Here is a 12,199-nt window from a genome sequence, read left to right as displayed (position 1 = left end):
GATGCCGCTATCATTCTGTATTGTAGATGACGACGCGTCGGCGAGAAGAATGCTGCAGCATATTATTGAGGACAGCGGGCTTGGTGAGGTGACGGGTACTGCTGAGAGCGGACAGGAGGGGATAGCCCTGATCCTGAGCGAGACCCCGGACATTGTGCTGATGGATCTGCTGATGCCGGACCAGGACGGGATTGAGACCATCCTCTCTCTTCAGGCACAGGGCTGCCGCTCCAAATTCGTAATGATCTCGCAGATTGAGAACGGGGACATGGTGAGCCGCGCCTACAAGAGCGGAATTGAATTCTTCATCCGCAAGCCGATCAACAAGATTGAAGTGGAATCTGTACTATATAAAGTGAATGAACGTTACGCCATGGGCCGTTATCTGGATGAGATCAAGCTGACGCTGGGTAAGCTGGAGGGTCTGCAGTTCGGACTGCCGCAGCTGCCGCCTGGCAAGCGTACCGTCAAGGAGATTGTCCAGCCAATTCTGATGAATATGGGCATGATCTCGGAGAATGGCAGCCGTGATATTATCACGATCATGGAGCTGGCGGTAGCCGAAGGGAACAGCGGAAGTCTTCCGTCCCTTAAGGAGCTGTACGAGCGGACCGCTGCCAAGTACAGACCGGTGCCTGCGGAGGCAGCCAAAGAGGTCAAGGCCATCGAACAGCGTCTGCGCCGCGCACTGGCGGCAGGTCTGACAAGTCTCGCGTCCATTGGTCTGACGGATTACGGGAATCCGAAGTTCGAGCATTATGCGCCGCTGTATTTCGACTTCGAAGAGGTGCGCCTGAAGATGAAGGAGATTGAACAGGGCAGAGATAGCGGCAAGGTGAAGGTGAATATTAAGAAATTCCTGCAGGTGCTGCATCTGGAGGTGCTGGAGGGCTTGGGCCGATAAGCTATATATATTGGAAAATCGGACCGGGCCGTTCGCCGTAAATGGCGCCGTCAACTCTATAAAGACAAGACCAAGAAACCTCCGGAGCGCTGGTCAGCGGGCTGGCGGTTATTTTTTTGCGTAGACATGCTGTACAATAGGAGGAAGCAACTAGAACAGCGCGGCTCTGCTGCGGATTGCCTACATAGGGCGGAGGACTTATATTATGATACGAACACTTGCCGTTACGCATGCGGGCGAGATACTGACCGATCTGCTGCTTCAGGATATTGTCTTGGATGATTATGCCTGGATCTGGGCGGATTTCGCTATGCCGACGGAGGAAGAAACCTTGAGGCTGGACACGTATTTTCATTTTCACCCGCTGGCGATTGAAGACTGTATGCATGTTTTGCAGCGGCCGAAGCTGGATTATTACGAGGATGTGCAGTTCTTCGTGCTGCATTCGCTGAATGAGCGGACATTGGAGGCCGAAGAGATCGACCTGTTCCTCAGCCCGAAATTTCTCGTCTCCTACCATCATCAGGACAAGCCGGAGATGGAGGAAGCGTGGCAGATGGTCAAAGCTGAGATTCATAGCCGCAAGGGCTGGTCGGGCGGGCCGATGGCTGCTGCTTACACAGTGATGGACAAGCTGGTCGACAGGTATTTCCCGTCCCTGTATACGCTGGAGGATGAACTCGCAGATCTGGAGAGCCAGGGCGGCAACGAATCGGTGGAAGAACTGATGAGCCAGGTCTTCAATGTGCGTGGAAGACTGCTGAAGCTGCGGCGGACGATTGTGCCGATGCGTGATCTGATGTACCGGATCGTCAATTCGCAGCATGTGCAGAGTAACGGCGAGGAGCGGGTCTACTTCGGCGATATCTACGATCATCTGCTGAAGCTGACTGACATGATTGAAGTTGACCGGGAAATGACCGCCGACCTGCGTGACAGCTATATCTCGCTCAACTCCAACCGGATGAACTCCATTATGAAGACACTCACGGTGATTACCACGGTATTCATGCCGCTGACGCTGATCGCCGGAATCTATGGAATGAACTTCAGGGTGATGCCGGAGCTGGAATGGAAATACAGCTATTTCGCAGTGCTGCTGCTTATGCTGGTGCTGGGGATCGGGATGTTCGGCTGGTTCCGGCGGAGCGGCTGGTTTAAGTAGAAGAAAAGCGCGTTAAACGCCGCCGCTTAGGAACGGCGGCGCTTAACGGAGGAAGGCCCACCGGATTTACGCTTCTTGGACGTGGTATTGCGGCGCTTCGCGGCGGGGCGTCTTTTTTTGCGCCGTTTGGGGCTATAGAGGGCTGCATCCTCTTCGGCGGCGAGCTCTCCCGCTCCGCTTCCCTTGCCTTTGCCGAACCCGCCCATCATAAGCTTCACCATCGGAGCCATCTGTGAGAAGCCCTGCATCACCTTCTGTACCTTGCCCATGGTATTGACGATTCCGTCAATTCCGCCCATCCGGTCAACGATGCCCTTGATCTGTTCCATATTCGCCAGACTTCCGAGATTGCCGAGTCCGCCCAGCAGGCCTCCGGCCTTCGCGGTAGAGGCTTCTGCAGCAGGGAGTGCGAGTGCCGTATCGGTGACTTCAGCGCCGTAAGCAGGCAGCAGCTCAGGTTCTCCGGGAAGCGGTGCAGGTGTATAAGCAGATAGTCCCGGGTAAGGTGACGGATTGTAAGGTTCAGCCAGTGAACGGCCTTGCTGGCGGGAATGATTATAGTAATGCTGAGGCATAGGATCACATTCCTTCGTTAGTGGTTTGCTATACTGTATGTCATGGGCGAACAGACGGTATAGACGAATGCCCGGGTAACCGGGATACTAGCGGAAAAGGGCGGATGCCTATAGAGCGGCAGGCGGAAGTGAAGAAACCGTGTCCATGCTTGATTTCGCACGGTTTTGTAGTACTATGAGTAAGGCGGTCTAACCTGGGAGCCGGAAGTAGAGACGGGTTAACCCTGGTTATGGTGTGCGCCTGGGATGGACGTTTGTCCATCGATTTCACTCTTTACAGCGTGAAACCGTTAATGCTTGAAAAATGTGCTCCAGTACAATATAGTAGAGGCAAGATAGTCACATTAAGTTAATGTTTAGGGGATGATAGGGCGATGCAGCTAAAGAAGCTAAACGATAAAAGTATCGATCAATTATTTGAGGCTATTTTAACATTGAAAAATATGGAAGAATGTTATGTATTCTTTGATGATCTGTGCACAGTGAACGAAATTCAATCGCTCTCACAGCGCCTTGAGGTTGCGCGGATGCTGGGCAAGGGGTCTACATATAATCAGATCGAAGCCGAGACGGGGGCCAGTACGGCTACAATTTCCCGTGTGAAGCGCTGCCTGAACTACGGCAATGACGGTTATAAGCTTACGCTGGAACGTCTGGGCCGATAATTTATGGTTCCGGGTGTATTGTTAATCAGTCACGGCTCCCGTGATCAGGCCTGGGTGTCGATGGTAGATGAGGCAGTGAGCCATCTCACGCTCCGGGAGGAGCTGCCGGTGGCAGTGGCTTTCCTTGAGCTGGTAGAAGGACGATTGATACAAGATGGAATTGATAAGCTGGAACATGCAGGGGTCACAGATATTATTGTGATCCCCTTGTTTGTGTCTTCCGGCAGTACGCATGTCGATGAGATAGAGTATGCGTTGGGCGCTAAGCCGGTTCCTGAGCGGGAGACCGACCTTGCGCCGTTCAGGGTTGCCGCGAAGGTTCATTACGGATATCCGGTCGATGACGATCCCGATATTGCACAGATGCTGTGGGATAAGCTCCGGGAACTGTCGCAGCATCCCGGGCGGGAGATGGTGCTGCTGGTCGGACACGGCAGCAGGCATGACGGCTTCCGGCAGCGCTGGGAGCAGGGCATCTCTTCACTTGCCGCGCGGGTACGGGAGATAAGCGGGCTGGCTGCAGCTGATTACGGGCTGTTGAACCCGGACAGTGTAAGAAGCCGGGTGGAGCATTGGCAGGAGCAGGGCTATGATGTGCTGGTGGCTCCGCTTTTTTTGAGTGAGGGGTACTTCACCAAGGTAGTTATTCCGCAGCGGCTGGAGGGGCTCGATTATGCCTACTCCGGCCAGACGCTGCTGCCGCATCCGCTGCTGCCGCGCTGGATTCAGCGGCAGGTGGAAGCAGCGCTCCAGCGTCTTGAGGGTCAGCGTTAATTCGTAAGCGGGTAATGTAGCTGGCCCCTGACATTGCTTGTGGGGTACAGAATTGGGTATAATCAGTAAAGTTATCCATTATATAAACAGGTGGCGTTCCGGTAATGAAAACTGCGAGATTGATTTATAATCCCACTTCTGGTCGGGAAGAAATGAAAAGACGACTCGCCGATATTCTAGACCGGCTGGATATGGGCGGTATCGAAGCTACCTGCCATGCAACAACGGGAGAGGGCGATGCTACTGCGGCTGCAGCCCAAGCTGTGGAACGCGGCACTTATGATCTGATCATAGCTGCCGGAGGCGACGGTACGCTTAATGAAGTGATTAACGGGATGGCGGAGAAGCCGAACCTTCCCCCGCTCGGCATATTGCCGCTGGGAACGACGAATGATTTCGCGCGGGCCATGGGCATTCCGAAGAATTGGGAGGAAGCCTGCGACCTGATTCTGCGTCAGGAAGCGCGCCTGATCGATCTCGGCAAAGCCAATGACCGTTACTTCATTAATATAGCAGGCGGCGGACAACTGACGGAGCTGACCTATGAGGTCCCGAGCAAGCTGAAGACCATGATGGGGCAGCTTGCCTATTACCTGAAGGGGATCGAGAAGATGGCCAGCCTTGCTCCGCAAGAGCTGTACATCCGCGCGAACGGCCAGGAGATGATCCATGACGAGTTCATGCTCTTCCTGATCGCCAATACGAATTCGGTCGGCGGCTTCGAGAAGCTGGCTCCGGGTGCGCGCATCGATGACGGCTTGCTCGATGTTATTGCCGTTAAGAAATGCAACCTGGCCGAGTTCATCCGGCTGGTGCGTCTAACCATTCGCGGAGATCACCTGAATGACAAGAAGGTTATCCATTTCCGCACCGATGCCATGGAGGTAACCTCTCCCGGCTACGTACAGCTGAACCTGGACGGCGAGCTGGGCGGCACCTTGCCGGGCAACTTCAGCATCCTGCCGCAGCATCTGCGGATTTTTGCGCAGAATTAATCGTGAAGAACATGAAAGAAGTGAACCTATACACATGAATAAACACCGCAGCGGACGCAGCGCAAGCCGCCGGGAACAAAGGCCGGCCGCTGTGGCCGGATTGCCAGTGAACAAGAATGAGGAGGTCCTGCTCGATATCATCGGCATGACCCATGAAGGGGAAGGGGTAGGCCGCGTCGAAGGCTTTACCCTTTTTGTGCAGGGCGCACTCCCCGGTGAGAAGGTCCGGGCCAGAGTGCTGAAGACCAAGAAGCAGTATGGCTACGCCAAGCTGCTGGAGCTGGTGCAGGCCAGCCCCGACCGCATCGCGCCACCCTGCCCTATCTATGATCAATGCGGCGGCTGCCAGCTGCAGCATATGGACTACACCGCGCAGCTCGCATGGAAGCGGCAGCTGGTGGTGGACAACCTGCAGCGGATCGGAAAGCTGGAAGTGGCTGGTGTGCCAAGTAGAGGAGTAGTTGGCGGTAGCGTTGATACGGATGTTGCAAATGCAGGGGCAGAGCTTGCAGCGGTTGAAGGTGGTAGTGCGGGCGATGCAAGTTACCTGGCTGAAGGCATCCGCGTGCTGCCCACCCTCGGCATGGACGAGCCCTGGCGCTACCGCAACAAGGCCCAGGTGCCTATCGGGGTAACCGACGGCGGTCTGGTCGGCGGCTTCTACGCACGCGGCAGTCACCGGATCATCGACATGGAGACTTGTCTGATCCAGCATGAGGACAACGACAAGGTCGTTGCCACCGTCAAGAGCCTCGGCCGTGAGCTGGGCATCACCGCCTATGACGAAGAGACCGGCCGTGGACTGCTCCGCCATGTAGTGGTGAAGAAGGCGTTCCGCACCGGTCAGATGATGCTGGTGCTGGTCACGAACGGCCGGGATATCCCGCACCTGGACGCCTGGCTCGGCAGTATCCGCGGGCAGCTTCCTGCGGTGGTCAGCATCTGCCAGAACATCAACACCCAGCGCACCAATGTTATCTTCGGCAACGATACCCGCGTATTGTGGGGCAGCGAGGTCATTTACGACTACATTGGCGAGGTGCAGTTCGCGATCTCGGCACGGTCCTTCTACCAGGTGAACCCGGTGCAGACCGAGCTGCTCTACGGCAGAACGCTGGAGTATGCTGCGCTAACCGGCAAAGAGACTGTGATTGATGCGTATTGCGGCATCGGCACCATCTCGTTATTCCTGGCCCAGCATGCGGATCAGGTGTATGGTGTAGAAATCGTGCCCGAAGCCATCGAGGACGCCCGCGCCAACGCGAAGCTGAACGGCATGAACAACGTGAAGTTCGAAGTGGGCGCTTCGGAGGATGTCATCCCGGCCTGGAAAGAGCAGGGCATCACCCCGGACGTCATCGTCATCGATCCCCCGCGCAAGGGCTGCGACCCGCGCCTGCTGGAGACCATCCTGCTGATGCAGCCGGAGCGTGTCGTGTATGTGTCGTGCAACCCATCCACCCTGGCCCGCGACCTGCGGGTGCTGGAGGACGGGGGCTACCGGACGGTGGAGGTTACGCCGGTGGACATGTTCCCGCATACGGTGCATGTGGAGAGTGTGGCGGTGCTGGAGCTGAAGTAGGTGATAATTCGACATAAAAGAAAGCAAGAAGACGCTCGGGAATTACTCCCCGCAGCGTCTTTATTTTTGCGCTTTTGCTTGCTATTCTGTGATGATTTTGTTCAGCAGCCTTTCTTTTCTGTATAAAGCTGCTGCAGAAATCTGCCCTTAATGTGGGATTACCCGCCTTATCCGGATACGCCTATCAAACTATAATCAGGTTGTAAGCGAATACAGAAGGGATATATAGTATTTTCTAAAAAATATGAAAGAGGTGTTTATTTATGTTAAGGAAGTTAAAGTTATTAAGTGCATTATTAATTTTTTGTATGGCCAATCTGTTACCTGTCTTTCCTTTGACCGCAAGTGCGGCGGGTACAATTGTAAGCTATCCATTACCGTCAATCTATACCACGACCAGTCAATACACGGTAACAGCAGACTCTACCAATATACCGGTCATCGACACTTCGGCGGTATTTGTAAACTATAATTATTGTAATTTCTCTTTTTCAGGTACGACTACAATCACAATAACAGCAAGCGAGCCCATCAATACCTATAATATTTCACCCAAAGCTTTGGGAATCACTGCAACCAAGAGCGGAAATACCCTTACCTTTACCCTTTCATCACCAACCTATCTTATCGTTAAAATCAATAACCTGAAGGATCTGGTTATCGCGGCAGATGCTCTTGAAACCAATGTTCCGGCGTCATCCGGTACAGGGATATACAATGTTAAAACCGGGTACGGTGCTGACAGTACCGGTGCCACTTTGGCTACACCTGCCATACAGAATGCCATCAATGCGGCTAACGCAGCAGGCGGCGGTATCGTATACGTTCCAGCCGGAGTGTATAAGAGCGGTAACATTGTTCTAAAAAGCAATGTCTCGGTTTATCTGGAGGGTGGTTCTGTTATAAGGGGGTCAGGAAATCCAAGCGATTACACTACCCATTTCCATAAGAATTCCCTGAATAAGGATGGGACATGGTTTATTTATACCGAAACCAATGCCAACAATATTAAGATATACGGCAGGGGAACGATTGACGGTAATGGCCATTATATGAGAAATACAAACAATTATCTGAACAATATTCTTGTACCCTTGCAGTGCAGCAACTTCATGGTTGACGGCATAACCATCAGAGACAGCGGCGGCTGGGCTACAATCGTTACAAGATCCAATAACGTAACCTTCCAGAATACCAAGCACTTCAACAACAATGAACTTGATTATGAGAATGATGCAATAGACATCCAAGAGAGCCAGAATGTACTCATCAAGCACACTGTAGCAGTATCAGAGGATGACACCTACTCCTTTAAGACCTGGGATGTAGCCACTACGGATATCGCTGCCAACTGGCCGGGAACTCCTGAGAACCAGTCCAATGTAGTTGTCGATGATGCTTTGGCCTGGAGCAGATGTGGAGCATTCAAGGTTGGAGATGGAGTGAAACAGCTTCAGGATGGCATTGTGGTTAAAAACTCTTTTGTATACCGGTGCTGGCGCGCTTTAGCGGTAGGTCATCTGTATGGAACTCCGGCAGCACAAAACATCGTATTTGACAATATAGATGTAGAAGGCTTCTGGCCAAGATCCGGTGTTCACTCCAGATGGTTTGATCTTTCGGCAAAAACCGGTCCGATCAAAAATGTGGTCTATAATAATATCAATTTACGCGCTTTAGGTGAAGTTTCCATCATGAAGGGCTGGAGTGATACTGCTACTGTCTCGGGAGTTACTTTAAACAATGTCCGCGTCGGTGGAGTTGCGGTAGATAATTTGACAGATTTGAAAATAACAGATACGAACAGCTATGCTGCAGCTCCCAAGTTCAACACATTGAAATTTGAAGCGGAAGGCTATAACCTTAGTTCAGGTGTTATTTCCTATGAGGCAAGCACGGATGGCGGGCTGGATGTTGGCGGAGGAAGTAATGGCGACTATATCGCATTTAAAAATGTAGACTTTGGCAGTACAGCTAAAACAAGTATTGATATGAAGGTTGCCTCCGCTAATTCCGGCGGAAAGATCGAATTCCACTTGGATAGCCCTACAGGCACTATGCTGGGTTATTGGACAGCAGAAAGCACCGGCGGATGGCAGTCATGGTCCCTCAAGAATATCCCGATTACTGCCGGGACAGCGGTAGGAACCCATACGGTATATGTTACTTTTGTGAAGTCAGATTCAACCACAGTTGCAAATTTAACTTGGTTCCAGTTCAAATAAAATGCAAACGGTTTGATGTAATTGCAATAAGATGGATCAAGGGGTATATCAAATGATATACCTCTTTATTCAGCTAAAGGACGTCCTCACTAGTGTTGCCTAAAATTTAAAATTGTTGACAATTGGTATATTTGCAATTTATACTAAACATATCCATTTACGGGTGTCATTCACCGTAGTGAAGTAGAGCATTTTCAGCAGGGCTTTATCGCTTGGGAAAATGCTTTTTTCTGCTTTTCATTCCTGCACCGAGTCATATTCCGCCTCCAGCATTCATTGCAGCATCTCTGCAAACAACTCTTTTAGTGCGTATGCACATTGTCCATCGTTTTGAGATTATTCTCCTTCACACTCACTTTCACCTACCTGCTCATTACTGAATATCACCATGTATGCTATCCTCTCTAATCAGCCTTTCTAAAGATTATCTAACGGAGGAAACATGATGTCTAAATCAATAGAATTTATCTTGAGAGATGAAATTTTTGCTGAGCTTGACATCAAGTATCCGGATGACCACAATACCCCTTTATTGGATCAAGGGATCGATTCGGTGGGCTTCATCAAGCTTATTGTTTCAATGGAATCGAAGTTTAATATCTCGATCCCTGATGAGGATCTGTTGTTTGAGAAGTTCTCCACGACTGGATTAATCCTTAATTATTTGACCGAGACAACGATATGATGACTATCATCCATCGTTTATTCATGGAGGCTTGTGATCGCAAGGATCAAATTATCCTTCAAGATCTGAAGCAGCAGTGGACTTATGCGGAAGTGATGACAGAAGCATACTTAATTGCTTTATATATCAAAAAGAACTTTGAGCTTGAGGCCGGCAGCCATCTTGCAGTCTACACAAATAATGAGCCCTTGTTCATTACTGCGGCGCTTGGCATTCAGTTCAGCGGTCATGTACTCATACCGGTTCCTTACTCGGCATCCCTAACTGAGATTGAAAATATTTTACAAGCCAGTGACGCCAAGCTGGTTATCAGCAAATATGCACAGCCTGCGCGTTTAAATCGCCATATTTATTGGGTTACCGCTCAGGATTTCTCGCAAGAACCGGTGCCTTCGTTTGAATCGATCTCGCTCACGAATCCGTCCGATCCCAATTCATGTGCTATTCTCCTTCCTACATCGGGCACAACCGGACAATCTAAAATCGTTATGTTATCCCATGAAAATGTATTAACGAATGCGTTGGCACATGGCAGAAAGGTGGGCTATACGGATCAAGATTCGTTTCTTGTAACGATGCCCGTTCATTTCAGTTCTACAATTGTCACGCAATTGATTTCTTGTATGCTATTTGGAACCCGAATTAGGCTTATCAGCTTGCCCTTGCTGCCGCGCACAGCGTTTAGACTGTTTCAGGATAAGGCGGTCACGGCATTCTCAGCGGTGCCTACGCAATTGATGCACTTTGTTTCCGATTATCATCAGACAACCAACTGGAGTGCCTTTGATTCCATTGAATTTATTGTTATAAGCGGTGCGCCGATTCCCGCGAAATTAGTAGACAATCTTCAGACTGTATTTCCCCAAGCGGACATTATTCAAACCTACGGATTGACAGAAGCTTCTCCTAGGGTGAGTATGATGGACCGTGGAGAACGCTGCTTATCCTGTGGATCACCCATCAGTGACGTTTCTATTCGGCTTGTTGACGAAGAAGAGAATGAGGTTGAAGGAGCCGCTATCGGAGAAGTTTGGGTCAAGGGCCCAAATGTGATGCTCGGTTATTACAACAACCCGGAGTTAACGAACAATACCATTGTTGATGGCTGGTTAAAGACAGGAGATTTGGGATTTTGGAATGAATCAGGGTGTCTCATCATCACAGGCAGAAAGAAAAATATCATTATATCCGGCGGTATCAATATCTATCCGGAAGAAATCGAAGAGTTCTTATATGGTTTGAAAGAAGTGGAGGAAGTCATGGTTGTTGGTGTGCACGATGATCTATTAGGCGAAGTACCCATCGCATTTCTGAAAGTTTGTGAAGAATGTCTGATTGATCTAGATGCGCTGACACAACATTGCAACTTGCATTTGTCTTCGTATAAGGTACCTAGACAATGGAGGATTGTAGATGACATTCCCAAAACAAAAACAGGAAAACTGGACAGGGCAAGTACGAAGTGCTTATTGCTAAATGAGTAGGGGTGAACGAAATGTTGAAGAATACAACTCACACCTTGGGCAGGGGAATATTGCCGGTAAGTTATCCGATGATTACAACCTATACGCAGCATGCTCATCTCTTGTCCGTACTTACCCATTACGAGTGCGCACACCCATGGATATTCAGCAATTATATTCAATTATTTATTAACAAAGATTATAAACATCATTGGGGAGATTTTTATTTCCCTCTGACTTATGAGCTGCGGCCTTCGGATGCATGCAAATGGATTTCGACTCAAAAGATACATAGAGATACTGTAACAGCTAAATGGGACTCTGTTATTCATTTTATTATAGAAAATATTAATGCTAATCATTATATCCACACCATGGTGAATTATTTCTACGTGCCCCTAAGCGACCGATATCATAGACTCCAATTGCATCATGACATATTTGTTTACGGCTATGATTTAGACAGAGAGATATTGTATGTTTCCGATTTCTTTAAGAACGGCGTGTATAGTCAAGCTGAGATATCATTTGCCGATTTCAATCTTGCGTTCAACACTAATCATCTAACAACCAATCATGATTATCTTAGAGAGATGGTGTATCTGTATAGATTCAATGATCAATATCAGGATAAATTCAGTGCGGATACCCTAGTGAATTCTATAAGAAATTATTTCACTAAGAAAACGCCGGAGTATTGGGAGATGTTCAACTACGGGGGCGACAGGGATAATCTTGACTTCGGCATGCAAATATACACCACTCTATTTAATTATGTGAAAGAAACATCGGAAGATAAGTCTAAGCTTGATATAAGACCCTTTCATTTACTTTATGATCATAAGAAGATAATGACGCTGAGACTCAAGTATTTGTACGATAATCGGCATTTAATTCAATTAAATCAAGAGCATATAGATGAATTCACAGCCATTGAACTTAAGGCAAAGATCCTTGTGAATGTAGCGATTAAATATAATTTGACAAGTGATATGAGTATTTCAGAAAGCTTATATAGGCTGATAACGAATATAGAAAATGAAGAATCAATATTCCTTGAACGATGGCTTAGTAAGGTAGGCATTCAGTAACACCGAAGGCGCAAATAATGTCAGCCAGGTATATTCATGGAGGGAGTGATGCCGGGATCATAATCGTTGTGACAG

At 49.4% G+C, this 12,199-nt stretch carries 11 protein-coding genes; 10 read left to right on the top strand and 1 reads right to left on the bottom strand.

Annotation, left to right across the window (positions count from 1 at the left end):
* Position 1: 1 nt before the first annotated feature.
* Entirely contained in the window at positions 2–904 is a 903-nt protein-coding gene (locus tag MKY64_RS23915; protein ID WP_036730902.1) for a response regulator, read from the top strand.
* A gap of 205 nt (positions 905–1,109) precedes the next feature.
* Positions 1,110–2,069: a magnesium/cobalt transporter CorA gene (gene corA, locus MKY64_RS23910; protein WP_036730901.1), complete on the top strand. Its 960-nt coding sequence runs from the start codon at positions 1,110–1,112 to the stop codon at positions 2,067–2,069.
* Between the two features lie 26 nt (positions 2,070–2,095).
* Here corA and MKY64_RS23905 read toward each other — a convergent pair whose 3' ends face one another.
* Entirely contained in the window at positions 2,096–2,644 is a 549-nt protein-coding gene (locus MKY64_RS23905) for a hypothetical protein (RefSeq protein WP_076080210.1), read from the bottom strand.
* Positions 2,645–3,018: 374 nt separating this feature from the next.
* Here MKY64_RS23905 and MKY64_RS23900 point away from each other — a divergent pair, with 374 nt between their 5' ends.
* The 8 genes from MKY64_RS23900 to MKY64_RS23865 all read left to right on the top strand — a co-directional run bounded on the left by MKY64_RS23900 (position 3,019) and on the right by MKY64_RS23865 (position 12,124).
* Positions 3,019–3,309 carry a YerC/YecD family TrpR-related protein gene (locus tag MKY64_RS23900; RefSeq protein ID WP_019913624.1) on the top strand — a complete coding sequence of 97 codons (291 nt, stop codon included), beginning with the start codon at positions 3,019–3,021 and terminating at the stop codon, positions 3,307–3,309.
* A gap of 3 nt (positions 3,310–3,312) precedes the next feature.
* Positions 3,313–4,083 carry a sirohydrochlorin chelatase gene (locus tag MKY64_RS23895; RefSeq protein WP_076080212.1) on the top strand — a complete coding sequence of 257 codons (771 nt, stop codon included), beginning with the start codon at positions 3,313–3,315 and terminating at the stop codon, positions 4,081–4,083.
* 104 nt (positions 4,084–4,187) lie between these two features.
* Complete coding sequence (locus MKY64_RS23890) at positions 4,188–5,078, top strand: diacylglycerol kinase (protein WP_076080215.1); 891 nt, start codon at positions 4,188–4,190, stop codon at positions 5,076–5,078.
* Between the two features lie 34 nt (positions 5,079–5,112).
* Entirely contained in the window at positions 5,113–6,660 is a 1,548-nt protein-coding gene (gene rlmD, locus MKY64_RS23885) for a 23S rRNA (uracil(1939)-C(5))-methyltransferase RlmD (protein ID WP_340956222.1), read from the top strand.
* 263 nt (positions 6,661–6,923) lie between these two features.
* On the top strand, positions 6,924–8,885 hold the full coding sequence (locus MKY64_RS23880; protein ID WP_340956220.1) for a carbohydrate-binding protein: 1,962 nt from the start codon (positions 6,924–6,926) through the stop codon (positions 8,883–8,885).
* Between the two features lie 445 nt (positions 8,886–9,330).
* Positions 9,331–9,570, top strand: coding sequence for a phosphopantetheine-binding protein (locus MKY64_RS23875; protein ID WP_209875469.1), 240 nt, complete (start codon positions 9,331–9,333; stop codon positions 9,568–9,570).
* On the top strand, positions 9,567–11,054 hold the full coding sequence (locus MKY64_RS23870) for a class I adenylate-forming enzyme family protein (RefSeq protein ID WP_340956216.1): 1,488 nt from the start codon (positions 9,567–9,569) through the stop codon (positions 11,052–11,054). The genes MKY64_RS23875 and MKY64_RS23870 overlap by 4 nt, the downstream gene beginning before the upstream one ends.
* An 11-nt stretch (positions 11,055–11,065) precedes the next feature.
* Complete coding sequence (locus tag MKY64_RS23865) at positions 11,066–12,124, top strand: hypothetical protein (protein WP_340956215.1); 1,059 nt, start codon at positions 11,066–11,068, stop codon at positions 12,122–12,124.
* The last annotated feature ends 75 nt before the right edge of the window (positions 12,125–12,199 follow it).

Source organism: Paenibacillus sp. FSL R7-0210 (assembly GCF_038009085.1).
Taxonomy (GTDB): Bacteria; Bacillota; Bacilli; order Paenibacillales; family Paenibacillaceae; genus Paenibacillus_AQ; species Paenibacillus_AQ silagei.
Note: the sequence above shows the minus strand (reverse complement) of the source record. Positions and strands in the feature narration are given on the sequence as shown.

Excerpts from the sequence above, each read along its gene's own strand:
- MKY64_RS23915 (WP_036730902.1), top strand. The coding sequence starts at position 2 with ATGCCGCTATCATTCTGTATTGTAGATGACGACGCGTCGGCGAGAAGA.
- corA (WP_036730901.1), top strand. The coding sequence starts at position 1,110 with ATGATACGAACACTTGCCGTTACGCATGCGGGCGAGATACTGACCGAT.
- MKY64_RS23870 (WP_340956216.1), top strand. The coding sequence starts at position 9,567 with ATGATGACTATCATCCATCGTTTATTCATGGAGGCTTGTGATCGCAAG.
- MKY64_RS23895 (WP_076080212.1), top strand. The coding sequence starts at position 3,313 with ATGGTTCCGGGTGTATTGTTAATCAGTCACGGCTCCCGTGATCAGGCC.
- MKY64_RS23880 (WP_340956220.1), top strand. The coding sequence starts at position 6,924 with ATGTTAAGGAAGTTAAAGTTATTAAGTGCATTATTAATTTTTTGTATG.
- MKY64_RS23900 (WP_019913624.1), top strand. The coding sequence starts at position 3,019 with ATGCAGCTAAAGAAGCTAAACGATAAAAGTATCGATCAATTATTTGAG.
- MKY64_RS23865 (WP_340956215.1), top strand. The coding sequence starts at position 11,066 with ATGTTGAAGAATACAACTCACACCTTGGGCAGGGGAATATTGCCGGTA.
- MKY64_RS23905 (WP_076080210.1), bottom strand. The coding sequence starts at position 2,644 with ATGCCTCAGCATTACTATAATCATTCCCGCCAGCAAGGCCGTTCACTG.
- MKY64_RS23875 (WP_209875469.1), top strand. The coding sequence starts at position 9,331 with ATGTCTAAATCAATAGAATTTATCTTGAGAGATGAAATTTTTGCTGAG.
- rlmD (WP_340956222.1), top strand. The coding sequence starts at position 5,113 with ATGAATAAACACCGCAGCGGACGCAGCGCAAGCCGCCGGGAACAAAGG.
- MKY64_RS23890 (WP_076080215.1), top strand. The coding sequence starts at position 4,188 with ATGAAAACTGCGAGATTGATTTATAATCCCACTTCTGGTCGGGAAGAA.